We start from the raw sequence: 23,625 nt of genomic DNA, 5'->3' as shown, positions 1-23,625 counted from the left end.
ATGACAGAGACGGATGCCCCCCGGCAAGCGGACTTGTTCGCCGTGATGAAAGGGGTGGGGATGAAAAGGGCCTGGCGGATCATGTTCGCCACGGCCGCGCTGCTGGTCGCCGCCTGTCAGTCGATCGTGCCCAAGGGCCCCGGCCCCGCCCAGCCCGGCGGCCCGGCGCAGACCGGCCCCGACGTCACCGAGGGCCTGCCCACCGACACGCTGCGCCACCGCGTCGCGCTGCTGGTGCCGATGAGCGGCCCCAATGCCGGTGTCGGCCAGTCGATCGCCAATGCGACCACCCTGGCGCTGCTGGACACAAAGGCGGACAAGGTTCGCATCACCACCTACGACACCGCCGCGGGCGCTGCGGCGGCGGTGAACAAGGCGCTGGCGGACGGCAACAGGCTGATCCTGGGGCCCTTGCTGGCGGAGGATGCGCGGACCGTCGGTCCGCTCGCGGCGCGGGCCAATGTGCCGGTGATCAGCTTTTCCAACGACACCAGCGTCGCCGGGAACGGCGTCTATATCATGGGCTACAATCCCAATCAGTCGATCGAGCGGGTGGTCGACTTCGCCAAGGGCAAGGGCCTGTCGAAATTCGCCGCGCTGGTGCCCAAGGGAACCTATGGCGAGCGGTCGGGCACAGCGCTGCTGCGCGCGGTCGAGAGCGCGGGCGGGACGGTCGTGTCGATGCAGACCTTCGACCGCAGCCCCGCCTCCATCACGGCGGCGGTCAGGAAATTGCAGGCTTCGTCCAGCTATGACGCGCTGCTGATCGCGGACAGCGGGCGGGTGGCGATGCAGGTCGCGCCGATCGTGCGGAAGAATGGCGGCGCTACGGCACGACTGCTGGGCACCGAATTGTGGAACACCGACAGCGGCCTGGCGTCCAGCCCGGTGCTGCGCGGCGCATGGTTCGCCAGCGTGTCGGATGGCCTCTACCGGCAGCTCGCGACCAAATATCGCGCGCGCTACGGCAGTGCGCCGTTCCGGCTGTCGGCGCTCGGCTATGATGCGGTGCTGCTGACCGTGCGGATCGCGCGCGACTGGAAGCCCGGAACGCCCTTCCCGGCGGCGCGGCTGCGCGATGCGGGGGGGTTTGCCGGGATCGACGGCGCGTTCCGCTTCGGCCGCGACGGCATTGCGGAGCGGGCGCTGGAAGTGTCCGAAATCGGTGCGGGAACCTTCACGGTGGTCGCGCCCGCACCCCGGACCTTTGGGGAATAGGACACGCCCTGTTCCTGCCGTCGCGGGAACAGGCGGCGAATAGCAGTCAGGATCTGGTCCGCCCCGTCGGCAGGACCAGCGGCCAGTCGCCGTTCGTTTCTATGCGAGCGGAAATGCCATACACCCTGGCGAGATTCCCCTCCGTCAGCACGTCCAGCGGCGCGCCGTCGGCCACCGGCGACCCGCGCTCCATCAGCACGAGCCGATCGCAATAGCGCGCCGCCATGCTGAGGTCGTGCAGCACGGCGACGACCAGCGACCCGGCCCGCGCCTCCGCCCGGAGCAGATCCATGACGTCGATCTGATGCCCCGGATCGAGCGCGGCCAGGGGTTCATCGGCAATCAGGGCAGGCGCGCCCACCGCCAGCGCGCGGGCCAGCAGCACGCGGGCGCGCTCGCCACCCGACAATTCGGTCGCCACCCTGCCTTTCAGATGCAGCACATCGGCCCGCGTCAAGGCGGCGTCGACATGCGCCTCATCCTGCGCGGAAAGGCGCGACAGCGGCCCCAGATGCGGCAATCGACCCAGCGCCACCAGCCGCTCCACCGCCAGCGGCCAGTGCAGCGTCTGTCCTTGCGGCAGATAGGCGATGCGCCGGGCGATCTCCCGCCGGCTGAGCCGCGCGCTGTCGTCGCCGTCGATCAGGACTGTCCCGCCCGACCGCCCGACCAGCCCCAGCAGCGCCCGGATCAGGGTGGATTTGCCGGCGCCATTGGGCCCGATGATGCCCACCAGCTCCCCCGGCTCCAGCAGGAGGTCGGCGCCGTTCACCGCAGGATACCGGCCCAGCCTGACGGAAAGTCCCTGCGCGCGGATCGTCACCATAGCCGCCGCTCCCGCATCAGGTGCATCAGGAACACGGGAACGCCCAGCAACGCCGTCAGCACCCCCAGCTTGAGTTCGCTGCTGGTAGGGATCAGCCGCACGCCGATGTCCGCCAGCGTCAGCAGCACCGCGCCGCCCAGCATCGAGGGCAGCAGAATGGCGGAGGGCGAGCGGTCGGTCAGCGGTCGGACCAGATGCGGCACGATCAGGCCGACAAAGCCTATCGCCCCCGACACCGCCACGGCGCCGCCGACGCCTATGGCGACGCCCAGCATCAGGCGGATGCGCGCCCAGCGAAGATCGATGCCAAGCGCCTGCGCCCCATCCTCGCCCAGCGTCAGCGCGTCCAGCGTCCGCCCGTCGCCAAGCAGCAGCGCCGCGCCCATGGCGACGCAGGGCAGCGCGATCCAGACATGGCCATAGGCACGGTTTTCCAGGCTGCCCATCAGCCAGCTCATGATCTCCATCGCGGCGAAGGGGTTGGGCGACAGGTTGAGCGACAGGCTGATCCCCGCCCCCGCGAGCGTCGCGATGGCGATGCCGGCGAGGATGAGCGTGAGCGGACTTTCCGCCGGGCCGGCGAGCAGGAACAGCGCGCCAATGCCGATCAGGCCGGTCATGATGGCGAGCGCGGGAAGCGCCAGCGGATGCGCCTGCGCCAGCCCGAAATAGAGCGCGCCGACAGCGCCGAGCGCGGCGCAGTTGGACGCCCCCAAGACCGAGGGTTCGGCCAGCGGGTTGCGCAGATAACCCTGGAGCGCAGCACCCGCGAGGCCGAGCATCGCGCCGACGATCAGGCCCAGCAGCATGCGGGGCAGGCGCAGGTCGAGAAGGATGGCGCGGGCGACGTCGTCGCCGCCACCGCCGAGGACAGCAAGGACGCGGGCCGGAGAAAGCGGAACGGCGCCAAGAGCGAGGGAAGCCAGCGCGGCAAGCAGGGCCGATACGATCAGCGCGGGGATGAGCAACGGGTGGCGGCGGGCGCTCATGGCTTGCGCGTTCCTCCCTGCTTGCTACAGCATCTGTCCAGGCGCTCCCTATTCCCGCGAGGGAGTGTGTCGAGGCACGATTTGTTGGGGCGCAGCACAGGGGCCACAGGGTGCGCAGAAGAATGATCCTTGCCGCATTTTGCGCCCTTTCGCTGACCGGCGCCGCGCCGGTTCCGCCGAAACGCATCGTGTCGCTCAACACCTGCGCCGACCAATATGTGCTCGCGCTGGCCGATCCGGCGCAGATCGCAGCGCTCAGCCCCTATGGACATGACCCAGAACTGTCGGCGGCGGTCGGCAAGGCCCGCGCCTTCCGTACCCTCAAGCGCCCTTCCGAGGAAGTGTTGGCGCTTCGCCCGGACCTGCTGATCGGCTTTCCGGCGGGCGACAACGTGGTCGGCGCGCCACCGGGCCGATGGCGGACCCTGGCACTGGCGAGCGCGGACAGCTATGCGATGATCCTGGCGCAGATCCGGCAGGTGGCGGCGGCGGTCGGCCATCCCGAACGGGGCGAGGCGATGATCGCCCGCATGGACCGGGCTCTTGCCGCCCTGCCCCATCCGAAGCATCGCGGCGTCGCCGCCTATTATCAGCGGCGCGGCTATATGACCGGCACCGGCACGCTGGTCGACGACCTGATGCGGCGCGTGGGCCTGGTCAACCTGGCGGCCAGGCTGGGCAAGCCGGCACTGTCGCAGCTTTCGCTGGAGGAGATGATCGCCGCCCGCCCGGACTGGCTGATCGTCGAGGCGGGGAGCGAGAAGGTGGTCGATCAGGGGACGGAGATGCTGCACCATCCGATATTGCGCGCCATTCCGCGCATCCGCGTGCCGCAGGCGTGGACGGTGTGCGGCGGCCCCGCCTATGTCGACGCCGCGAGGAGCATCACGGCGCAGCTTGACGGCGCAGCGCGCAGGGGCGCGGCGCAGATCAACGCCGCGCCGCGCCCATAAGCCGTCAGAAGCGCACACGCACGCCGCCAAAGGCCGATCGCCCATAGGTGCCATAGCCATAGACCGTGGCGTATTTCGCATCGGTGACATTGTCGATGCGGCCATAGATTTCCAGCTTCTCCATGATCGGGAAAGACGCCCGGATGTTCGCTATCGCATAGCCGTCCAGCCGTACCAGATTGGTCGCGTCGTTGAAGCTGTCGCCCACCATCGTCACGGTGGCGCCGGTCGACAGGCCGAAGGGCCAGACATAATCCGCTGAAACGCTGACCGCGTCGGGGGCGCGGCGGGGCAGCCGGGCGCCGCTACTGCGGTCGCGCGCATCGACATGGCTGTAGGCGGCCGTGACGGTCAGCGCATCGACCGGCCTCAGCGTCAGCATCGCCTCCACCCCCTTGGCGCGGGTGCGGTCGAGATTATTATACCCGCCATAGAGGCCGATCGAATAATCATAGTTGATCTGGTTTCTGGTATCGCGGCGGAACGCCGTGACGGAGAGGATCGCCCGGTCGCCGTCGAGCCTCTGGTCAAAACCGATATCGTAGCTTTTCGACCGCTCGGGACGCAGGCCGGCATTGCCGACATCGGCGCCGTAAAGCTGGTAGAGCGACGGCGCCTTGAACCCCTCGCCATAGCTCATGCGGATATTGGTCGCGCCGGCATTGGGCGTGTAATTGGCGTTGGCGCCGAAGGTCGTCGCGCCGCCGAACTGGCTGTGATCGTCATGCCGCACGCCGCCGGTCAGCGACAGGCCGGCAAGGGGCTTGACGACGGCCAGCGCATAGACGCTGTCGATATCGGCCTTGTGGCGTTCGGTGGAACCGAAGCCGGAAAAATCATAGTCGGGCCGCTCATGTTCATAGCCGAAGACCAGCTTCGCCTGATCGACCGGCTGGTAGACCCCTTCATATTCGAAGCGCAAATTGGTGCCGGAATAGGCATAAGGCCCGAAAGCGGACGTATAGTCGCGGTCGATGCGGAACCAAGTGACGGCCGCCCGATTGGTGAGCCTGCCGTCGAGCAACGCAAGGTTGAGGCCCGCATAGCCGACATATTGATCCGATTTCGAGGAGTCCGTGGTGCTGTCCACCACGCCATTGTCGGTATCCAGGTCGGCATGGATATAATAGCCGCGCAGGTCGAGGTTGAGGGTATCGGTGAAGGACAGCTTCAGCCTGGCATTGGCGGCGATATTCTCATAGCCGTCCTTTTCGGTGCCGCTGGCGGCGGAGGAAATGCCGTCGGTGTTGAAATAGGCGATGCCGACGCCGCCCGACGCGATGCCGCTGCCGCTGCCGCCCGAAACGTCCGCCTTCGCGTTCAGCGTATTGCTGTAGCCGTAATCGACGGAGGCATTGCCGGCAAAGCCGGTGCCGGGCGTTCCGGTCATGACGTTGACCACGCCGCCGATCGCCTGGCTGCCGTAGACGATCGAGTTGGAGCCGCGCAAAATCTCGATCCGCTGGATATTGCCGGTCAGCAGATTGCCGAAATCGTACATGTCGCCGATGCCGCTGGGGTCGTTGACCTTGACCCCGTCGATCAGCACCAGCGTCTGCGTCGTTTCCGCGCCGCGCAACGAAACCCCGGTCACGCCGCCCAGGCTGCCGCTGCGGTTGAAGCGCACGCCCGGCGTGGTGGCCAGCAGGTCGACCACGCTGACGCTCTGGCGGGTGCGGATGGTGTCGGCGTCGATCACGGTGACGGCCTGGCCGACCTCGTCGCGCGGCTGTTCGATGCCCAGCGCGGTGACGATGATCTCATCCTCCGCCAGCGCAGGTGCGGCCGCGAGCAAGGCGGCGATGGAAACGGAAATCCTCAACATGTCTGTCTTCCCCCTGAGCGCGATGCAACATGGCTCAGGGCGTCCGCTCATGCGGCCGGACAGGGGAAAATGGCTGGCGCCCGCGCCCTCCCCCACACCGATGCGGCCCCGCGCCGCTTCGTCGCTCAGACGGAGAACACCGTGCCGTGGCCATACCCTGGACCAAGGCAAGAGCGACCATGCGTCGGCAGGTCTCCTGGCTCGCGGGTCAATGCGGCGATGCACGCCTTCCCGGACTTGCGTCCAGTGGCCGGCCCTGGGGGCCGAAGTGCATCGCGCTCACCGCTTACAGTTGCAGGGACAGCCGCGGATTGGGACGGCTTCCCGTCCGCACCGCATTCCCGTTTTCAGCCCTTCCGGGCACCGGCGCGATCTTCCTTGCGCGCAGGGGCTTTGCCCTGCCCGCGCCGGGCGCCATAAGGGAAAGCGGCGGCCATGCCAAGGGGCAGCCGCAGAAGGAGATTGCATGTCGTTCGCCATCAACGCCGCCGATGTCGAGGATGCGGCGCGGGTCATCGCCCCCGCCGCCATCCGCACCCCCCTGCTGGAAAATGCGGCGCTCAACGCCCGCTGCGGCCGGCGGGTGCTGGTGAAGTTCGAGGGCGCGCAGCACAGCGGATCGTTCAAGTTCCGCGGTGCCTACAACCGGCTGGCCCGGCTGGACGCCGGGGAGCGAAAGGCAGGCGTCGTCGCCTGGTCATCGGGCAATCACGCGCAGGGCGTCGCCTTTGCGGCGCGCTTGCTGGGGATCGCGGCGACGATCGTGATGCCGGCCGACGCGCCCGCGATCAAGACGGCGAACACGCGGGCGCTGGGCGCCGAAGTCGTTGCCTATGACCGCTTCACCGATAACCGGGAGGAGATCGCCACGCGGCTGGCGACCGAGAGGGGCGCGGTGCTGGTGCCGTCCTTCGACGATCCCTTCATCATGGCGGGCCAGGGCACGATCGGGCTGGAGATCATGGAGCAGGCCGCCGAAGCTGGCGCGAAGATCGGCCAGATCCTGGTCAATTGCGGCGGCGGCGGCATGGTGTCGGGGATCGCGACGGCGGTGAAGGCGCGCATGCCCGAGGTCAACATCCATGCGGTGGAACCGGAAGCGTTCGACGATACGGCGCGGTCCCTGGCCAGCGGCAAGCGGGAAAGCGTGTCGCCCGATGCGCGGTCGATCTGCGACGCGCTGCTGTCTCCGACGCCGGGAGCGCTGACCTTTCCCATCAACCAGGCGCTGTTGTCCGGGGGCCTGGCGGTGAGCGACGATCAGGTGCGCGACGCGATGCGCTTTGCCTTTTCCGTGCTCAAGCTGGTGGTCGAGCCGGGCGGAGCCGCATCGCTGGCGGCCATGCTGGCCGGAATTGCTCCGCCTGCCGAAGGGGCCGGCGTCGTGGTGATTTCAGGCAGCAATGTCGATCCCGACAGCTATGCCCGGATCATAGGCGGCGGCGCATGATGCGGCTGATGGGGGCGGTGCTGGCTGGCGGGCGGTCCAGCCGGTTCGGCAGCGACAAGGCGCAGGCGATGCTGGAGGGGCGCACCCTGCTGGACCATGCGGTCGAGGCTCTCGGCCGCCATGTCGAAACCGTCGTGGTATGCGGCCGGCAGGTGGAGGGCATGATCGGGCTGGCGGATCGGCCCGCCGCGGACATGGGGCCGTTGGGCGGCCTCAACGCGGCGCTGCATCATGCCCTGGCGCAGGGTTATGACGCCGTGCTGACGACCGGGTGCGACGTGCCCGCCTATCCGGACGGCCTGGCGCAGGCCCTGATCGGCCCTGAACCCGCCATCCTCAAGGGGCAGCAACTGGCCGGATTCTGGCCCGCTTCGCTGGCGGGCGAACTGGATGCCCATCTGGCGGAGGACAATAACAGATCGATCCGGGGCTGGCTGGAGCGGGTCGGCGCCCGGATCGTCGACCGGCCCGAATTCGTGCTGCCCAACATCAACCGGCCGGAGGATCTGCAGGCTCTGGCAAAAGGCAGTCGATGAATGGAGTGCTTCCGCCAAGGCACCTGAACGAGGCAAGCCGCGAGAGCGCCCCGTACCGACTTTGAACGGGCCTCCCGCCTTCGCGGGAGCATGCTGCGCTGTCGTTATTTGGTCAGGGCTACAGCCGCCATGGTCTCCACCGGCGCATGCGTCCCGGCCACCGCCTCCCCGATCAGCAGAAGCGTCGGGTCTTCGTCGCTGATCGTCCGCACCAGGAAGGCCAGAGCCGACAGCTTGCCCCGGATCAGCCGTTCCGTCGGCAGGGAGACATTGACCGCCACCATCACCGGCGTTTCGGGATCGCGCCCGGCGGCGATCAGGCAATGGCTGATCTCGCCCGCCGCGGCCCGGCCCATATAGATGCCGATCGTGCCGCCCGGACGGGCCAGCGCTTCCCAATCCAGCTTCAGCGGTTCGCCCGCCTTCAGATGCGCGGTGACCAGCGTCAGCCCCCGCGCCACGCCGCGCAGGGTGAGCGAGGCATGGCCGCTCGCCGCCGCAGCGCTGGCCGTGGTGATGCCGGGGCAGATGCGCACGGAAACGCCCGCCTCCGCCAGATGCGCCATCTCTTCCGCCGATCGGCCAAAGACCGAGGGGTCGCCGCCCTTCAGGCGCACGACGCGCTTGCCCGCCCTGGCGGCCGCGAGCAGCAGGTCGTTGATGCTGTCCTGCGCCCTGGAATGGCGGCCCGAACGCTTGCCGACGCTGACCCGCTCCACCCCCGGGGGAATGAGGTCGATCACGCCCGGCCCGACGAGCGCGTCGTAGAAGACGACCTCTGCCGCGGCGATCAGCCTTTCCGCCTTGCGCGTGAGCAGGTCCGGATCACCCGGCCCCGCGCCGACCAGCCAGACCTGTCCGGGCGCGATCAGGTCCTGGGGCAGTTCATTCGGCTGCATGAAGCGTCTCCTGCATGCTTTGGGCAAGGATATTGGCGAGCGCGGGGCGGCATGACCCGCAATTGGTGCCCGCGCCCAGCGCCTTGCCGATGGCGGGCATATCGACCAGTTGCTGTTCGCGGATCGCGGCGACGATCTGGTTGAGGCCGATGTCGAAGCAGACGCAGATGGTCGCCCCCTTGTCCGGCTGGCTGCCGGGTCCGCGCGCCGCAAGGACGGAACCGCCGACCCCCTCGACCAGCAACTGGCCGATCAGCCAGTCGCGCGAGGGCAGCAGGCCGGTGCGCGTCACGAACAGCACCCCGTTTAGTCGGCCTTCGCCGATGGTCGCGATGCGCCGCGTTCCGCGTGAGGCGTCCATCGCCTCCACCCGGTCGCCCTTTGGAAGAAAGGCGTCGAGCCGGGCAGGATCGCCATTGCCGGCAATTTCATAGAGCGCGCCGCCCGGCACGGCGATCCTGGTCGACCAGAGACAGGGCAGCTTCACGGGCTGCCCTGTCGCAGCCTGATCGCGCAGGATGAGAAAGCCCTTCCATTCGGCGGCCACCTTCTCGACGCTGGCCGGGGTCGATTTGAAGCCCGGCTGGCCCGAATGGGGATCGACCAGCGGACGGGGCAGCAGACCGGTGCGGCCCCCGCTCGACATCTGGTCCGTCCAGTGGATCGGCGTGAAGATTTCGCCGGGCCGCTGGCCCTCGCTCAGGCTGACGCGAAAGATGCTGTTGCCCTGCGCTGTCGCGACGCGGGCCAGGTCGCCGTCGACGATCCCGAGCGCCCCGGCATCGCGGGGATGGATTTCCACCAGCGGCTCCTCGCGATGGCGGGCGAGTTTCGGGGACAGGCCGGTTCGGCTCATCGTATGCCACTGGTCGCGATAGCGCCCGGTGTTGAGCGTCATCGGCCATTGCCCCAGCGGCTCCTGAACCTCCATCTGCTTCGTCAGCACCAGCCGCGCCCTGCCGTCCGGCGTGGGGAAGCGGCCGTCGGCGAAAGCTGTGCCGCCCCAGCGGAACGGCTCCATGGCGTCATAGGCATCATTGCCGATCGTCGCCCAGGCGCGCAGGTTCAGCATCCGCTGCCCATCATTTCCATAGGCGGTAAGGCGCGCATGTTCGCGCCAGATGTCGGCGGGCCGGTCATAGGCGAAGGCGTTGCGCCAACCCATGCGGCGCGCGACTTCCTTGACGATCCACCAGTCCGGCCTGGCCTCTCCGGGCAGCGGCAGGAAGGGGCGCTGGCGGCTGATCGTGCGGTCCGAATTGGTGACGGTGCCGTCCTTTTCCCCCCAGCCGGCGGCGGGCAGGCGGACATGGGCATGGGTGCTGCTGTCGGTGTCGGCCATGATGTCCGAGACGACAAGGAACGGGACGGCTTCCAGCGCTTCGCGCACGCGGCCCGCATCGGGCAACGAGACGGCGGGATTGGTCGCCATCACCCAGAGCGCCTTGATCCGGCCTTCGTTGATGGCGCGGAACAGGTCGACGGCTTTCAGGCCGGGCTTCGTCGCCATCTTCGGCGCGGCCCAGAAGCGGCCGACGCGCTCCACATTGTCCGGGGCGAAGTCCATATGGGCGGCGAGGGTCGAGGCAAGCCCGCCGACCTCGCGCCCGCCCATCGCATTGGGCTGGCCGGTGATCGAGAAGGGCGCCGCGCCCGGCTTGCCGATGCGTCGGCAAGCGAGGTGGACGTTGATGATCGCGTTGACCTGATCGGTGCCGCGGATCGACTGGTTGATGCCCTGGCTGAACATCGTGACCGTGCGCGGCGTGGCGGCGAACAGCGCGTAGAATTGCTCCAGCAAAGCGGGCGCGATGTCGCAGGTCCTGGCGGTCGTCCAGAGATCGTGGCCGGTGCGGATATGGTCCCAAAAACCTTCGGGTGCGCTGACATGATCGGCGACGAAAGCCGGATCGGTGATGCCCTCGGCGTCGCACCATGCCAGCAGCCCGTTCATCAGCGCGACGTCCGTGCCCGGCTTCACGGGCAGGTGCAGGTCGGCGCCCTCGCAGGTTTCGGTGCGGCGCGGGTCGATGACGACCAGCTTCGTGCCGCGGGCGGCGCGGGCCGCCTGGATCCGCTGATAGACGATCGGATGGCACCAGGCCGTGTTGGAGCCGACCAGCACGATCAGGTCGGCCTGATCCAGATCGTCATAGCTGGCGGGCACCACATCCTCGCCAAATGCGCGATTGTGCCCGGCGACTGCGCTCGACATGCAGAGGCGGCTGTTGGTGTCGATGTTCGCCGAGCCGATAAAGCCCTTCATCAGCTTGTTGGCGACATAATAATCCTCGGTCATGAGCTGGCCGGAGACGTAGAAGGCCACGCTGTCCGGGCCGTAACGATCAATGGTTTCGCGGAATTTCTTCGCGACGAGGTCAAGCGCCTTGTCCCAGTTCGCCTGCCTGTTGCCGATCATCGGGTGCAGCAGGCGACCCGTCAGGCCCACCGTCTCGCCCAGATGCGTGCCCTTCGAACAGAGCCGCCCGCGATTGGCCGGATGCGCCGCGTCGCCCGCGATGGTCGCGGAACGTGCCCCGCCGGGCGTGGCCACGATACCGCAGCCAACACCGCAATAGGCGCAGGTCGTGCGGACCGCGTCCGCCATCAGGCCGCCGCCTTCAGGCCTGTCGGACGGGCGATCAGGATGCGGCCGCCCTCCTGCCTGACCTGGACGGTCGGCGTGCAACCCTCATCCGAGCCCTGCGCCTCGCCCGTCTTCAGCGCGATGTTCCAGTTGTGCAGAGGACAGGCGACGCTGTGGCCATGGACGATGCCCTGGCTCAGCGGCCCCTTCTTGTGCGGGCATTGGTTGACCAGCGCGAAGACATGGTCGTCGCCGGTGCGGAAGACGGCGATTTCCTCTTCGCCGGCAATCTGCACCGTGCGGGCGCCGCGCTGGGGAATGTCGGCCAGCGTTCCGATGTCGATCCAGTCGGTCATGGGTGTTACTCCGCAGCGATGGCGATGGGGGCCAGGGGCTGGTGCAGTTCGGCATGTTGGCCGGCTGCGCGCTCGGCCCAGGGGTCGTCCTGGCTGAAGCTCTGCGAATAGAGGAAGCGGGCACGAAGCGCCTCACGGCCGGCCTCGTCCTCGACGATCCGCTGCTTGACATACTCAACCCCGACGCGCTCGATCCAGGGTGCGGTGCGCTCCAGATAGCGCGCTTCCTCGCGATAGAGCTGGATGAAGGCGGCGCAGTGATCGAGCGCCTCCTGCTCGGTCGAAACCTTGCACAGTAGGTCGGTGGCGCGGACATGGATGCCGCCATTGCCGCCGACATGCAGTTCATAGCCCGAGTCCACGCAGACCACGCCGAAGTCCTTGATCGTCGCCTCCGCGCAGTTGCGGGGGCAGCCGGAGGCCGCGATCTTGAACTTGTGGGGCATCCACGATCCCCAGGTCATCCGCTCGATCTTGACGCCCAGGCCAGTCGAATCCTGCGTGCCGAAACGGCACCATTCGGAGCCCACGCAGGTCTTCACCGTGCGCAGCGACTTGCCATAGGCGTGGCCCGACACCATGCCCGCGGCATTGAGGTCGGCCCAGACGGCGGGCAGGTCTTCCTTCTTGATGCCGAAGATGTCGAGGCGCTGGCCGCCGGTGACCTTCACCATGGGCGCATCATATTTCTCGACCACGTCGGCGATGGCGCGCAACTCGCGCGGGTTGGTGAGGCCGCCCCACATGCGGGGCACGACCGAATAGGTGCCGTCCTTCTGGATGTTGGCGTGCATGCGCTCATTGACGAAGCGGCTCTGCTGATCGTCCTGATATTCGCCCGGCAGCGCGCAAAGCAGATAATAGTTGAGCGCGGGGCGGCAGGAGGAGCAGCCGTCCGGGGTGGACCAGTGCAGCTTCTGCATCACCTCCGGGATCGAGCGCATGTTCTGCGCGACGATCTCGCGACGGACATCGTCATGGCCGAAGCTGGTGCATTTGCACATGGTCTTCGGCCCGGACTGGACGTCGTCGCCCAGCACCACGGCCAGCAGATTCTCGACCAGGCCGGTGCAGCTGCCGCAGCTTGCCGACGCCTTGCAGGTGGCGCGGACGGCATCCAGGCTGCACGCGCCCTTTTCGATGCAGGCGACGACCTGGCCCTTGCTGACGCCGTTGCAGCCGCAGATCTCGGCATCGTCCGAGAGCGCCGCAACGGCCGCCTTAGGGTCCAGCGCGCCCCCTCCCGAGGCGAAGGCCTGGCCGAAGATCAGCAGGTCGCGAATTTCCGCGACATCCTCTTCGCGCTTCAACAGGTCGAAATACCAGCCGCCATCCGCCGTGTCGCCATAGAGGACGGCGCCGATGATCCTGTCATCCTTGACGACGACACGCTTGTACACCCCGCGCGAGGCGTCGCGCAGGACGATGTCCTCGCAGCCTTCGCCGCCCGAGAAATCGCCGGCCGAGAAGACGTCGAGCCCGGCGACCTTGAGCTTGGTCGAGGTGACCGAACCCCTGTAGCCCGTGTGCTGGTCGGTCAGGCCGTCGGCCAGGCTGCGGCACATGTCCCAGAGCGGCGCGACGAGGCCGTAGACATTGCCGTCATGTTCGACGCACTCGCCGACCGCCAGCACATCGGGATCGCTGGTGACCATATGGTCGTCGACCTTGATGCCGCGATTGACCTCCAGCCCGGCTTCGCGGGCCAGCGCGGTGGAGGGGCGGATGCCGACCGCCATGACGACCAGGCTGGCCGGGATTTCGCGGCCATCCTTCAGGCGGACACCCTCGACCTTGCCGTCGCCATAGATGCTGTCCGTGTTGGCGCCGGTCAGGATGGTCTGGCCCCGCGCCTCCAGCGCCGACTTCAGCAGCCAGCCCGCCGCCTCGTCGAGCTGCCGCTCCATCAGCGTGTCCATGAGGTGGATGACGGTCACCTTCATGCCGCGCAGGGAGAGGCCATGCGCGGCTTCCAGGCCCAGCAGGCCGCCACCGATCACCACTGCCCGTCCCTGTTCACCATTTTTGGCGCCCGCGTCCGCGGCGGCCAGCATGGTGTCGACATCCTTCATGTCGCGGAAGCTGATGACGCCGGGCAGATCCTTCCCCGGAACCGGGATGATGAAGGGGTCCGAGCCGGTGGCGATCAGCAGCTTGTCATAGCCCATGGTGCGACCCGATTGGCTCGTGACGGTCTTTCCGGCGCGGTCTATGGCCGTCACCGGATCACCGGCGATCAGTTCGATATTATTTTCCGAATACCAATCGCGGCTGTTGATGATGATGTCGTCGAAGCTCTTTTCCCCGGCCAGGACCGGAGAGAGCATGATGCGGTTGTAATTCACATAGGGCTCTGCGCCGAAGATGGTGACGCGATAACGGTCCTTGTCCCGCGCCAGCAATTCCTCCACCGCGCGGCAACCGGCCATGCCGTTGCCCACCACCACCAGATGCTCGCGAACATCGTCAGAAGGCATGAAGAGATCCTCTTCATTGGCCGTCTCCGGTCCCGCGTTGTTCTGAAAATCCATCCCTCGACTCCAGAAAAGAAAAAAGGCCGCCATCCGGACCCCCGGTTCTGAAACCGAAGGTCTGGATGGCGGCCTTGCCATCATAACGCCTTGATCGTCCGTCCCTGGACCATCGCGGCTATGGAAGAAGAACAACCCTGTCCTTTGCATTGCAGCATAGGCCGAATCGATATGCGGTCAAGCGATTCCTCGTAGCACGATGTATTTTTGGTCGGCCGGGGCGCAAGCGTATCGCAGACGCGAAAAGGGCGGCGGCCTGTCGTGGGCCGCCGCCTCCCTCTCCTGGACGTAAACCGGTCAGATGCGCGCGGCGCTGGTCCAGGTCGCGCGCCAGCGGGCACGGACCAGCGCGATGCCGAGGAACGCGACCAGGGCAAGACCCGCGAAGATCAGGAAGCCGGGCGCGAAGCTGCCGGTGAACTGCTTGGCGATGCCCAGCGACGAGGCGAGATAGAAGCCGCCAATACCGCCCGCCATGCCGACCAGCCCGGTCATGACGCCGATTTCCTGCGCGAAACGCTGCGGCACGAGCTGGAAGACCGAGCCATTGCCAACGCCCAGCGCCAGCATCGCGACGATGAAGAAGCCAAGGGCGGAGAACAGCGTGGGCGCATAGGCGACGCCGGCCAGAGCGAGCGCCGCCGCAACATAGACCATCATCAGCGCCTTGACGCCGCCGATCCGATCCGCCAGCGCGCCGCCGATCGGCCGGACCAGCGATCCGGCGAAGACGCAGCCAGCCGTGCAATAGCCCGCAACCACCGGGGTCAGGCCGAATTGATCGGTGAAATAGATCGGCAGCGAGGCGGCCAGTCCCACGAAACCGCCGAAGGTCACCGAGTAAAAGCCCATCAGCCACCAGGCGTCGGCGCTCTTCAGTGGGTGGAAATAATCGACCAGCTTCTTGGGCGCGGGTGCATTGGGCGCGTTCCTGGCCATGATCATGTAGATGATGAAGACGATGGTGAGCGGAATGCAGGCAAGGCCCAGCACCGCGTTCCAGCCGAACAGCTTGGCCAGTATAGGCGCGAAGAGGGAGGCCAGCACCGTACCCGAATTGCCCATGCCGGCGAGGCCCATGGCCTTGCCCTGATGTTCGGCGGGATACCAGCGGCTGGCGAGCGGCAGCGCGATCGCAAAGCTCGCCCCGGCAAAGCCCAGGATCACGCCCAGCGCCAGCGTACCGCCGAAGCTGTCAACGCCCATGAACCATGCGGTCGCGAGGCCGAGGATCACGATCACCTGGCTGATCGCCCCCGCCTGCTTGCAGCCGATCCGATCGACCAGCAGGCCGTTGACGACCCGCAGCACCGCACCCGCCAAGGTCGGGACAGCGACCATCAGGCCCTTTTCAGCCGGCGTCAGCCCCAGCGTCTTCGAAATGGACGGCGCCAGCGGTCCCAGCAGCACCCACACCATGAAGGCGAGGTCGAAATAGAGGAAAGCAGCGATAAGCGTAGGCGTGTGCCCTGCCTTCCAGAAACTGGTCTGGCCGGCCTCCCCTTCAACCCCCGGAGCCTGTCCTTCCGGGCGCTCCCAATACGCAGTTGCCATGATGACGTCCCTCGAATCTTGTGAAATGGACACGAAAAAAGCCGCGCCCGGACCTCGCATCCTGCGAAATCCGGCCAGCGGCTTTGCTGTAAAATCGGAGGGAGAACGCGATCCCGACCTTGGGAAGGGCTCATCCCGAAAACGCGCCTCGTCGCGCGACTCTCATCTTATCTCGCGATTCGACCTATGTTGCAAGGCACAAAATTTGCGGGTGCCGGATCGCCTTCAAAAGCTGGCCAGGAAGTCCTCGATCCGTTCCGGATCGAACACCCGGCCGTCGAAGAAGCGGTCCGGGCCCAGCGTCAGCTCGCCCCGCTTCGATCCCACGGCCAGCGGGGAGCCCACAGCCCCTTCCACCTTCATGCTGGCGCCCGGCATCGCCACATCACTGTTCGCCAGTGCCCGGCGGAATATGTCCGGCCGGAACACCGAGGCGGCCTTGGCCGCATTGTCCGCGCTATGTTCCACCATTTTCCAGCGGACAAGCTGCGAATAGATCCAGAGCGCCTGGCTGCGCCAGGGAAAGGGCGTCGCCTCCCGCGAGAAGAGCATGAAATCAGGCATGGAGAGGGGCGCCATGTCGACGCGCGGCACGATGCCGCCCGACAGCGCGCGCAGGATCACATCGGCAGGCTGGTCCACATATTGGGGGCGCGAGAGAAGATGCGCCAGCGCCTCATGATGCTGCGGATCGTCGCACCAGGCGGCCGCCCGCACCAGCGCCCGCAGCAACCGGTCGACGCTGTCGGGATTCTCCTCCAGCCAGGGCGTGCGGAAAGCCAGTATCTTCTCCACCCCGCGCCGCCAGATGCGTTCGCCGATCGCCACCGCCTCGGCCAGCCCCGCATCCACGGCCGCGCTGCCCCAGGGTTCGCCCGCGATGAAGCCGTCTATCTCCCCGGCCCCGATCGCCTCCACCGTCAGCGAGGGCGGGAGCACGCGCAGGATGACGTCGCGATCCGGGTCGACCCCCGCGCTCGCCAGCCAATAGCGCAGCATCACCGAATGGCTGGAAAAGCGGTGGACGACGCCGATCACCGGCTTGCGCTTCCATAGGCCGATGGCGGCCGCGAAATCATGCGCGGTGCCCAGCGGATCATCCAGCCGCGCCGCTATGTCAGGGTCCAGCGCCTGCGCGAACGCGCTTGCCATCACCAGCATGTTGCCGTTGACGTTGAGCTTATAGGGGGCGGCAAGCGGCGCAGCCTGCTGGCTGAGGCCCAAGGTCACGGCGACGGCGAGCGGCGCCAGCATGTGCGCGGCCTGCACCTGCCCGAACACCAGCCGGTCGCGCAAAGTCGCCCAGCTCGTGGTGCGGACAAGGTCGAGGTGCAGCCCCTCCTCCTCAGCAAAGCCCTTTTCCCGCGCCACCGCCAATACGGCGGCGTCGGTCAGCGGCAGGAAGGCGATGCGCAGGTCGGTCGTCATCACATCCCTCCCAACAAATCGCTGGCCGTGATGAGGGCCTGGGCGACGTCCACGATCTTCTTCCCCTGATTCATCGCGCTCGACCGCAGCAGTGCATAGGCATCCGGTTCCGAAAGGCCACGCTGGCTCATCAGGATCGATTTGGCCCGGTCGATGATCTTGCGGTCGGAAAGCGCGGTGCGCGCCTCGTCCAGTTCGGACTGCAGCTTGGCAAAGGCGTTGAAACGGCGCACCGCCAGTTCCAGCACCGGCTTCACCCTCTCCTTGCGCAGCCCGTCGACGACATAGGCGGATACCCCCGCGTCGATGGCCGCGCCGATCATCGTCTCGTCGGACTGGTCGACGAACATGGCGATGGGGCGGGCGAGCGCCCTGCTGACGGTCAGCATCTCCTCCAGCGTGTCGCGGCTGGGGCTGCCAAGGTCCATCAGCACGACATCCGGGGCCATGCGCTCCAGCCGCGCGACGAAGCCGCCGCGCGGGGGGACGATGTGAATATCGTCATAGCCCGCCTCTCGCAGCCCTTCCTCCAGAACGGTCGCGCGCAGGCCGCTGTCGTCGATGATGACGATTCGCATGAGACCCCAAGCCTTTTTTTGCCACTCAGTGGCCGGGATGTTGCGCCGCGTCAATCATGGGCGAAACGATGCCCGTACTCAAGGGGCCGCCGCCGCCTTCGCGATGTCGGCTTCGGGGATGAATGCCGCGATGGGCAAGTCCTTGATCGCAAGGTTGAAATGTCGAGCGTCCGACGCAACCGGATGCTTCCTCAATGCGCCGCCGACAAGTCCACCTTCGCCGTGGGGCGCGGCGCCAGCCACACCACGGCGGCGGCCAGGAAGAGAACCAGCGAGGCGATGAAGAAGACATGGTCCATCGACACCACCATGGATTGCGCATCGACCATGTTGGCGATCATCTGCCGGGCCTGATCCTGCGTGAAGCCGCGACTCGTCAGGTCGGCCAGGGTTGCGTCCGGATGCAGCGTGCCGACCATCTCGTTGCGCGAAACGCGCTGCCCATTGCCCCAGCCGGTCAGCACGATGGAGGTCGAAATGGCGATGGCGAGGGTACGCAGGAAATTCTGCATTCCCGCAGCCGAGGCGGTCTCCTCCGGCCGGACCGACCCCAGCGTCAGCGTGGTCAGCGGGATCATGAACAGGGGCATGCCAAACCCCTGAACCAGTTGCGGCAGGGCAATCGTCCAGAAATCGGCATCGGTCGTCCAGTGCGCCCGCCACAATGTCATGATGCCGATCCAGGCGACCGAGCCGGAAATCATGATGCGAACGTCAACCTTGTTGACCAGCCGGCCGGCAATGGGCGCGACCAGAATGGCGGTCATCGCCGTGAAGGCGGTCGCATAGCCCGCCCAGGCGGCGGTATAGCCCATCGAAATCTGCAACCATTGCGGGATGACGACGATGCCCGCGAAATAAGCGCCGAAACACAGCGCCAGCGTGAACACCCCGGACGTGAAGCCGACATGGCGGAACACCCGCAGATCGACGATCGGATGCTCCTCCGTCAGTTCCCATATGATGAACACGCAAAAGCCGATCGCCGCGAACACCGCCAGGATCACGATCAGCGGATCGCCGAACCAGTCACGGTCGCGACCGATGTCCAGCATGATCTGCAGGCAGCCAATCCAGAAGATCAGCAGGCCCAGGCCCATATAGTCGATCGGCAGCTTCACCCGCGGCGTTTCCACCGGGCGCAGCAGCGCCATGGTGGCAAGCACGCACACGACCGCGATCGGCACGTTGATGAAGAAGATCCAGTGCCAGCTCCAATTGTCGCTGATATAGCCGCCGAAGATCGGACCCAGGGCCGGGCCGAGCAGCGTCGTCATCGCCCACAGTCCCATCACGCGGGCGCGCTGATCGGGCGGGAAGACGCGCATCAGCAGCGTCTGCGACATCGGCATCAACGGCCCGCCGCACAGGCCCTGGCCGATACGGCATGCCACGATCATGCCCAGCGTCATGGACAGGCCGCACAGCAGCGAGAACAGGCCGAAGCCGAGCATGCCGAAGGTGAACAGCCGCACCGCGCCGAAACGCTGCGCAAGCCATCCGGTCAGCGGCACGCAGATCGCTTCCGCCACGGCATAGCTGGTGATGATCCACGTCCCCTGATCGGCGGAAATGCCCAGATTCCCGGCGATATGCGGCACAGAGACATTGGCGATGGTAAGGTCGAGCACGACCATGAAATTGCTGAGAGCCAGGACCAGTCCCGCCAGCAGGCGATGACGGGGCGACAGCAGCGTCAATGTTTCGGCCGGGCGGCTCACCACAGGCCTCCTTACCGGCCCGAAAGGTCGATTTCGGCTTCCATGGAAAGCCCGACGCGCAGCGGATGCTCAGCCAGTTCCTTCGGATCGAGCGCAATGCGCACGGGCACGCGCTGCACGACCTTGATCCAGTTGCCGGTGGCGTTCTGCGCCGGGATCAGCGCCATCGACGCGCCGGTGCCGCCGGAGAAGCCAACGACCTTGCCATGATAGACGACATCGCCGCCATAAAGGTCCGATGTGACGGTCGCTGGCATGCCGACCTTCACCCGGCCAAGCTGGCGCTCCTTGAAATTGGCGTCGACATAGACCTGGGCGAGCGGGACGATGCTCATGATCGGGCTGCCCTGCGCCACGCGCTGGCCGATCTGCACCGACCGCCGGGTCACGACGCCGTCGATCGGCGCGCGGATGACGGTGCGGTCCAGATCGAGCCTTGCACTGTCCAGCTTCGCCTTGGCGGCGAGCACGGCGGGATCGGTGTCGATGGTCGATCCGCGCACCAGCGCGTCATTGGCGGCAAGCTGCCCACTGGCGGCGCCACGCGTCGCTTCGGCCGTCGCCACCCCGGCCTTGGCCAGGTCGAGCGCCGCCTGCGCCGCGGCATAGCCCTTGCGCGCGCTGGTCAGTTCCTCACCGGAAACAGCGCCATTGGGGGCCAGCGCCTCGCGCCGGCGAAGATCGATGCGCGCCTTGTCGAAATCGGCCTGCGCACTTGCGAGCTGTGCCCGCGCCTGGTTGATGTCGGCGCCGCGCGCCTCCACCTGCGCGGCCAGCGAACCGCTGGTCGCGACGGCCTGGCGGAACCGGCGACGGGCCTCGGCCAGGTCGGCCTCCGCCTGGGCGATGGCGATGCGGGCGTTGGTGGGGTCGAGCTTCACCAATATGTCGCCGCGCCGGACGGCCTGCGTATCCGTCACCAGCACGTCGGTCGCCTGGGCGGAGATGAGCGGCGTCACCTGCGCCACGTCCGCATTCACATAGGCATTGTCGGTGCTGACATGGTTGCGCCCGATCAGCAGGTACCAAAGAGCATAGGCCGCGCCGAGGATCAGTACGGCCAGCGCCAGCCGCACCAGCCATTTCTTGCGGATTGCCTTGCGCTGGGCGGCGGCTTCGGCCGCATCGTCGGCCTTGCTCGCATCGGACGTGAATTCGGGCTTGGCGTCAGCCATGGGGCGTATCCTTGGACAACTGGAGCTGTGTCTGCGCGCCGTCCGCGGCAAAGCCGCCGCCCAACGCGCGAATAAGGGCGATGTCGAGCGTGAAGGCGCTCGCCTCCAGCTCCGCGACGGCCTGACGCGCGGCCAGAAGCTGGTCCTCCACGTTCAGCACGTCAAGATAGGTGTTGAGGCCGCCTTCATAGCGCTGGCGGACAATGCCATAGGCTTCCTCCGAAGCCGCCAGCGCCGCGCGCGCATCGATCAGCCGCTGGTCCAGCGCCCGCCGTCCGGTCACCGCATCGGCCACCTGCTGATAAGCGCCAAGCACGGTCCGGTCATAGCTGGCCACCGCCTCGTCATAGACGGCGCGTGCGCCGCGATACTGGCCACTCAGCGCACCACCGTGAAAGATCGGCAGGCTGATCGCGGGACCGGCATTGCCGAACAGCGAATCCTTCTTGAACAGCGTGTCCGCGAAGGAGCTTGGCCCGCCCGCGAAAGCGCCATTCTGGAGCACCGTCTGATAGCCGAGCGATTGCACGCCGATCAGCGCGCTCAGGCGAATGGCCGGGAAGAAGTCGGCCCGCGCCACCTTGACCCGCTTCGCCGCCGCTTCGGTCCGGGCCAGCGCCGCGGCGACATCGGGCCGACGCGCCACCAGATTGGTGGTGACGTCCGCAGGCAGGCCGAGCGGGCCCGGCTTGCCGAGCTGCGGCCGGGCAATGGCAAGGCCCCGGTCCGGCCCGGCGCCGATCAGGGCGGCTATCTGATGCTGGCGCATCGCAATCGCCTGGTCCGCGGCGGCAAGCTGCGCCTTGGCGGACGAGACGGTCGCGTCGGCCTGCCGTTCGCTGCCGCGCGTTTCCAGCCCGTTGGCGCGGCGATCCGCCACCAGCTTCTGGCTGGCGGTCCGGATTTCCAGCGCCCGCGCCTGAATATCGCGCTCATCATATAATCGGGCCAGGTCCGCATAGGCGTCGGCCACGCCGGTCGCCAGCGCCAGCCGCGCCTGCCGCGCGTCGATCTCCGCCGCGCGCGCCTGGGACGTTGCCGCAGCCAGCGCCGCCCGATTCCTGCCCCAGAGGTCGAGGTCGAAACCGAAATTCAGCGCCACGCGGCCCGTGCCCAGCCAACCCTTGGGCACGAATTCCTTCGGCATGCCCATATTATAGCTGGATTTGGTCGCACCGCCGCTGGCGTCGAGGTCGATCGAGGGCAGCAATGGCGCGCCCGCCTGCTGCGCGGCGGCATTGGCCTGGGCGAATCGGGCGGCGGCGGCGCTGACGTCCGGCGACCCCTTCAACCCTTCCTCCACCAGCGCATCCAGTTGCGGATCGCCATAGGCCTTCCACCAGCCGTCGGAGGGCCATTGCACGGCATTGTCGGCCTGAAGGCTGCGCTCCGCCGCGATACTGTCGGGCGCCCGCACAACCGGCTGCGGACCAAGCTTTGGCACGGCCGCGCAGCCCGACAGCAGAACCGCGCCAGCAAGAAGCAGGGCGCGGGCGGAAGAAGACAGGAAATCGGGATGACGACTCATGGGCATAAAATCGTACCACTTAGTATGAAATCGGCCTTTGCGCCGGTTGCAAATCCTTGTCAACCAAATTATCGTACTATATGGTACGATATCATGACAGTGCCTGATCCCCTGCCGAATCCCCGGCCCGACCCCCCGTTCAGCCGCAGGGAAGCCCGCCGCCTGGACCGGCGGAAGGCCATATTGGCGGTGGCGTCGCGTTCATTCCTGGAGGACGGCTATGCGGCGACCACCATGTCGGGGATCGCCGCGACGCTTGGCGGTTCAAAGGGTACGCTCTGGAGCTATTTTCCGTCCAAGGAAGCATTGTTCGCCGCCGTCCTGGACGAAGCCACCACCGCCTATAAGGCGCGCCTCGCGGAAATACTCGATCCCGATGGCGACCTGACGGAAACATTGCGGACGCTGGGGCTGGGCATGCTGACGAAGATCACCGCGCCGGAAAGCATCGCGCTCTACCGGCTGGTGGCGTCCGAATCGGGGCGCTTTCCCGAAATGGGAAGGATCTTCTACGAACATGCGCCGGGCGGTGCGCGGCGGCTGGTATCCGCATTTCTGGAAAGGGCGATGGATCGCGGCCTGCTGCGCCGGGCCGACCCCGACCAGGCGGCGCGCACCTTCACCATGCTGATGCTTTCGGGCTGTCATCAATCGCTGGTCTGGGGACAGATCGAACAGGCAGGGGCGGACCAGATCAAGGCCGATGTCGAACATGGGCTGGACTGTTTCCTGCGCGCCTATGCGCCGGACATGCGTTAACCATTTCTTTGCGCGCCGATCCTATGCTGCGCGGTGGCAAGAGGTGGGACGTCATGCAATTCTGGAAACGCGACAGCATCAGCAGGCCGCAACGGGCACAGGCTGTGGAACAAGGCCGAACGCCCCGGCGCCTGCGGCTGCTGATGGTGGATGAAGACGCCACCTCCCGCGCTGTCGTCGCGCGCCGGCTGTCGCACCTTGGCTATGATGTCGGGCTGGCGGAAGACGGCTTTGCTGCATTGACGATGCTGGTCACGCGGCCGGTCGACATCATCCTGATCGACATGGGGCTGACCCTGTTGCCCAGCCTGACGACGATGCGGAAGATCCGCGCGGCGGGGCTTGCCGGCAATGCCTGTTTCGTGATGATCGGCGGAGCGCAGGACGCGATCTCCGCTGTCGAGGCGCTGGATGCAGGTGCCGACGATCATGTAGTGAAGCCCTTTGATTTCGACCTGCTCGACGCCCGGCTGCGCCATCTCTGGGCGCGGGCCGAAGAGATCGGCACCCTGACCCGGCACAATGCGGAGCTGGACGCCCGGATCGCCCGCCGCGCACTGGAACTGGGGGAAACGCGCGATGCGCTGGCGGAGATGCAGGCGGATCGTGCGCGGCTGGTGTCCTCCATCCAGGCACTGCATGACGAAATCGCGCGCCTGAACGCGGTGCGGAATTAAGGATTAATCCTCCCCATCGTCCCTTGGAGGACCGG

19 protein-coding genes and 1 riboswitch are annotated in these 23,625 nt (G+C 66.9%); of the genes, 6 read left to right on the top strand and 13 right to left on the bottom strand.

What is annotated here, in order from left to right; genetic code table 11:
* Positions 1-1,218 (top strand): penicillin-binding protein activator, encoded by a 1,218-nt coding sequence (locus MRBLMA1_RS19520; RefSeq protein WP_414714779.1) that lies wholly within the window; start codon positions 1-3, stop codon positions 1,216-1,218.
* A 46-nt stretch (positions 1,219-1,264) separates the two neighbouring features.
* Here MRBLMA1_RS19520 and MRBLMA1_RS19515 read toward each other — a convergent pair whose 3' ends face one another.
* Together MRBLMA1_RS19515 and MRBLMA1_RS19510 are read right to left on the bottom strand one after the other, a co-directional pair.
* Positions 1,265-2,044, bottom strand: a complete 780-nt coding sequence (locus MRBLMA1_RS19515; RefSeq protein ID WP_363739128.1) for an ABC transporter ATP-binding protein — start codon at positions 2,042-2,044, stop codon at positions 1,265-1,267.
* Positions 2,038-3,033 carry a FecCD family ABC transporter permease gene (locus tag MRBLMA1_RS19510; protein WP_363739126.1) on the bottom strand — a complete coding sequence of 332 codons (996 nt, stop codon included), beginning with the start codon at positions 3,031-3,033 and terminating at the stop codon, positions 2,038-2,040. Before MRBLMA1_RS19510 ends, MRBLMA1_RS19515 begins: the two co-directional genes overlap by 7 nt.
* Before the next feature lie 110 nt (positions 3,034-3,143).
* On the opposite strand from MRBLMA1_RS19510, the gene MRBLMA1_RS19505 reads away from it, so the two are divergent.
* Positions 3,144-3,986, top strand: a complete 843-nt coding sequence (locus MRBLMA1_RS19505) for an ABC transporter substrate-binding protein (RefSeq protein ID WP_363739124.1) — start codon at positions 3,144-3,146, stop codon at positions 3,984-3,986.
* 4 nt (positions 3,987-3,990) lie between these two features.
* Here MRBLMA1_RS19505 and MRBLMA1_RS19500 read toward each other — a convergent pair whose 3' ends face one another.
* Positions 3,991-5,811: a TonB-dependent receptor plug domain-containing protein gene (locus MRBLMA1_RS19500; RefSeq protein ID WP_363739122.1), complete on the bottom strand. Its 1,821-nt coding sequence runs from the start codon at positions 5,809-5,811 to the stop codon at positions 3,991-3,993.
* Between the two features lie 169 nt (positions 5,812-5,980).
* Positions 5,981-6,194: riboswitch (cobalamin riboswitch) on the bottom strand.
* Between the two features lie 83 nt (positions 6,195-6,277).
* Between MRBLMA1_RS19500 and MRBLMA1_RS19495 the strand changes: the two genes are divergently transcribed.
* Together MRBLMA1_RS19495 and mobA are read left to right on the top strand one after the other, a co-directional pair.
* On the top strand, positions 6,278-7,261 hold the full coding sequence (locus MRBLMA1_RS19495; RefSeq protein ID WP_363739119.1) for a threonine ammonia-lyase: 984 nt from the start codon (positions 6,278-6,280) through the stop codon (positions 7,259-7,261).
* Positions 7,261-7,797, top strand: coding sequence for a molybdenum cofactor guanylyltransferase (mobA, locus tag MRBLMA1_RS19490; protein WP_363739264.1), 537 nt, complete (start codon positions 7,261-7,263; stop codon positions 7,795-7,797). Before MRBLMA1_RS19495 ends, mobA begins: the two co-directional genes overlap by 1 nt.
* Before the next feature lie 104 nt (positions 7,798-7,901).
* Here mobA and cobA read toward each other — a convergent pair whose 3' ends face one another.
* The 10 genes from cobA to MRBLMA1_RS19440 all read right to left on the bottom strand — a co-directional run bounded on the left by cobA (position 7,902) and on the right by MRBLMA1_RS19440 (position 22,160).
* On the bottom strand, positions 7,902-8,696 hold the full coding sequence (gene cobA, locus MRBLMA1_RS19485; protein WP_363739117.1) for a uroporphyrinogen-III C-methyltransferase: 795 nt from the start codon (positions 8,694-8,696) through the stop codon (positions 7,902-7,904).
* On the bottom strand, positions 8,683-11,304 hold the full coding sequence (locus MRBLMA1_RS19480; RefSeq protein ID WP_363739115.1) for a molybdopterin-dependent oxidoreductase: 2,622 nt from the start codon (positions 11,302-11,304) through the stop codon (positions 8,683-8,685). Before MRBLMA1_RS19480 ends, cobA begins: the two co-directional genes overlap by 14 nt.
* A complete protein-coding gene (gene nirD / locus MRBLMA1_RS19475; protein ID WP_133653656.1) occupies positions 11,304-11,639 on the bottom strand; it encodes a nitrite reductase small subunit NirD in 336 nt (111 codons plus the stop codon). The genes MRBLMA1_RS19480 and nirD overlap by 1 nt, the downstream gene beginning before the upstream one ends.
* A gap of 5 nt (positions 11,640-11,644) precedes the next feature.
* Positions 11,645-14,170 carry a nitrite reductase large subunit NirB gene (gene nirB, locus MRBLMA1_RS19470; RefSeq protein ID WP_133653655.1) on the bottom strand — a complete coding sequence of 842 codons (2,526 nt, stop codon included), beginning with the start codon at positions 14,168-14,170 and terminating at the stop codon, positions 11,645-11,647.
* A gap of 297 nt (positions 14,171-14,467) precedes the next feature.
* Complete coding sequence (locus MRBLMA1_RS19465) at positions 14,468-15,724, bottom strand: nitrate/nitrite transporter (RefSeq protein WP_363739113.1); 1,257 nt, start codon at positions 15,722-15,724, stop codon at positions 14,468-14,470.
* Positions 15,725-15,949: 225 nt separating this feature from the next.
* Entirely contained in the window at positions 15,950-17,152 is a 1,203-nt protein-coding gene (locus MRBLMA1_RS19460; protein ID WP_363739111.1) for an ABC transporter substrate-binding protein, read from the bottom strand.
* Entirely contained in the window at positions 17,152-17,730 is a 579-nt protein-coding gene (locus MRBLMA1_RS19455) for an ANTAR domain-containing response regulator (protein ID WP_133653652.1), read from the bottom strand. The genes MRBLMA1_RS19460 and MRBLMA1_RS19455 overlap by 1 nt, the downstream gene beginning before the upstream one ends.
* A gap of 191 nt (positions 17,731-17,921) precedes the next feature.
* Positions 17,922-19,451: a DHA2 family efflux MFS transporter permease subunit gene (locus MRBLMA1_RS19450; protein ID WP_133653651.1), complete on the bottom strand. Its 1,530-nt coding sequence runs from the start codon at positions 19,449-19,451 to the stop codon at positions 17,922-17,924.
* An 11-nt stretch (positions 19,452-19,462) separates the two neighbouring features.
* Positions 19,463-20,626, bottom strand: coding sequence for an EmrA/EmrK family multidrug efflux transporter periplasmic adaptor subunit (locus MRBLMA1_RS19445; protein WP_363739108.1), 1,164 nt, complete (start codon positions 20,624-20,626; stop codon positions 19,463-19,465).
* On the bottom strand, positions 20,619-22,160 hold the full coding sequence (locus tag MRBLMA1_RS19440) for an efflux transporter outer membrane subunit (protein ID WP_363739106.1): 1,542 nt from the start codon (positions 22,158-22,160) through the stop codon (positions 20,619-20,621). The genes MRBLMA1_RS19445 and MRBLMA1_RS19440 overlap by 8 nt, the downstream gene beginning before the upstream one ends.
* A gap of 87 nt (positions 22,161-22,247) precedes the next feature.
* On the opposite strand from MRBLMA1_RS19440, the gene MRBLMA1_RS19435 reads away from it, so the two are divergent.
* Both MRBLMA1_RS19435 and MRBLMA1_RS19430 read left to right on the top strand, forming a co-directional pair.
* Positions 22,248-22,913 (top strand): TetR/AcrR family transcriptional regulator, encoded by a 666-nt coding sequence (locus tag MRBLMA1_RS19435; protein ID WP_363739104.1) that lies wholly within the window; start codon positions 22,248-22,250, stop codon positions 22,911-22,913.
* Between the two features lie 53 nt (positions 22,914-22,966).
* Complete coding sequence (locus MRBLMA1_RS19430) at positions 22,967-23,590, top strand: response regulator transcription factor (protein ID WP_363739102.1); 624 nt, start codon at positions 22,967-22,969, stop codon at positions 23,588-23,590.
* Positions 23,591-23,625 lie beyond the last annotated feature (35 nt).

The sequence above is a fragment of the Sphingobium sp. LMA1-1-1.1 genome (assembly GCF_040676365.1).
Taxonomy (GTDB): Bacteria; Pseudomonadota; Alphaproteobacteria; order Sphingomonadales; family Sphingomonadaceae; genus Sphingobium.
The sequence above is the reverse complement of the archived record's forward strand: the minus strand, read 5'-3'. Positions and strand labels throughout refer to the sequence as shown.

Bases quoted from the DNA above. Each gene is read 5' to 3' on its own strand.
- MRBLMA1_RS19500 (WP_363739122.1), bottom strand. From the start codon at position 5,811: ATGTTGAGGATTTCCGTTTCCATCGCCGCCTTGCTCGCGGCCGCACCT.
- MRBLMA1_RS19440 (WP_363739106.1), bottom strand. From the start codon at position 22,160: ATGCCCATGAGTCGTCATCCCGATTTCCTGTCTTCTTCCGCCCGCGCC.
- MRBLMA1_RS19455 (WP_133653652.1), bottom strand. From the start codon at position 17,730: ATGCGAATCGTCATCATCGACGACAGCGGCCTGCGCGCGACCGTTCTG.
- MRBLMA1_RS19520 (WP_414714779.1), top strand. From the start codon at position 1: ATGACAGAGACGGATGCCCCCCGGCAAGCGGACTTGTTCGCCGTGATG.
- MRBLMA1_RS19465 (WP_363739113.1), bottom strand. From the start codon at position 15,724: ATGGCAACTGCGTATTGGGAGCGCCCGGAAGGACAGGCTCCGGGGGTT.
- mobA (WP_363739264.1), top strand. From the start codon at position 7,261: ATGCGGCTGATGGGGGCGGTGCTGGCTGGCGGGCGGTCCAGCCGGTTC.
- MRBLMA1_RS19460 (WP_363739111.1), bottom strand. From the start codon at position 17,152: ATGACGACCGACCTGCGCATCGCCTTCCTGCCGCTGACCGACGCCGCC.
- MRBLMA1_RS19510 (WP_363739126.1), bottom strand. From the start codon at position 3,033: ATGAGCGCCCGCCGCCACCCGTTGCTCATCCCCGCGCTGATCGTATCG.
- MRBLMA1_RS19445 (WP_363739108.1), bottom strand. From the start codon at position 20,626: ATGGCTGACGCCAAGCCCGAATTCACGTCCGATGCGAGCAAGGCCGAC.
- MRBLMA1_RS19435 (WP_363739104.1), top strand. From the start codon at position 22,248: ATGACAGTGCCTGATCCCCTGCCGAATCCCCGGCCCGACCCCCCGTTC.
- nirD (WP_133653656.1), bottom strand. From the start codon at position 11,639: ATGACCGACTGGATCGACATCGGAACGCTGGCCGACATTCCCCAGCGC.
- MRBLMA1_RS19515 (WP_363739128.1), bottom strand. From the start codon at position 2,044: ATGGTGACGATCCGCGCGCAGGGACTTTCCGTCAGGCTGGGCCGGTAT.
- MRBLMA1_RS19480 (WP_363739115.1), bottom strand. From the start codon at position 11,304: ATGGCGGACGCGGTCCGCACGACCTGCGCCTATTGCGGTGTTGGCTGC.
- cobA (WP_363739117.1), bottom strand. From the start codon at position 8,696: ATGCAGCCGAATGAACTGCCCCAGGACCTGATCGCGCCCGGACAGGTC.
- MRBLMA1_RS19495 (WP_363739119.1), top strand. From the start codon at position 6,278: ATGTCGTTCGCCATCAACGCCGCCGATGTCGAGGATGCGGCGCGGGTC.
- nirB (WP_133653655.1), bottom strand. From the start codon at position 14,170: ATGGATTTTCAGAACAACGCGGGACCGGAGACGGCCAATGAAGAGGAT.
- MRBLMA1_RS19430 (WP_363739102.1), top strand. From the start codon at position 22,967: ATGCAATTCTGGAAACGCGACAGCATCAGCAGGCCGCAACGGGCACAG.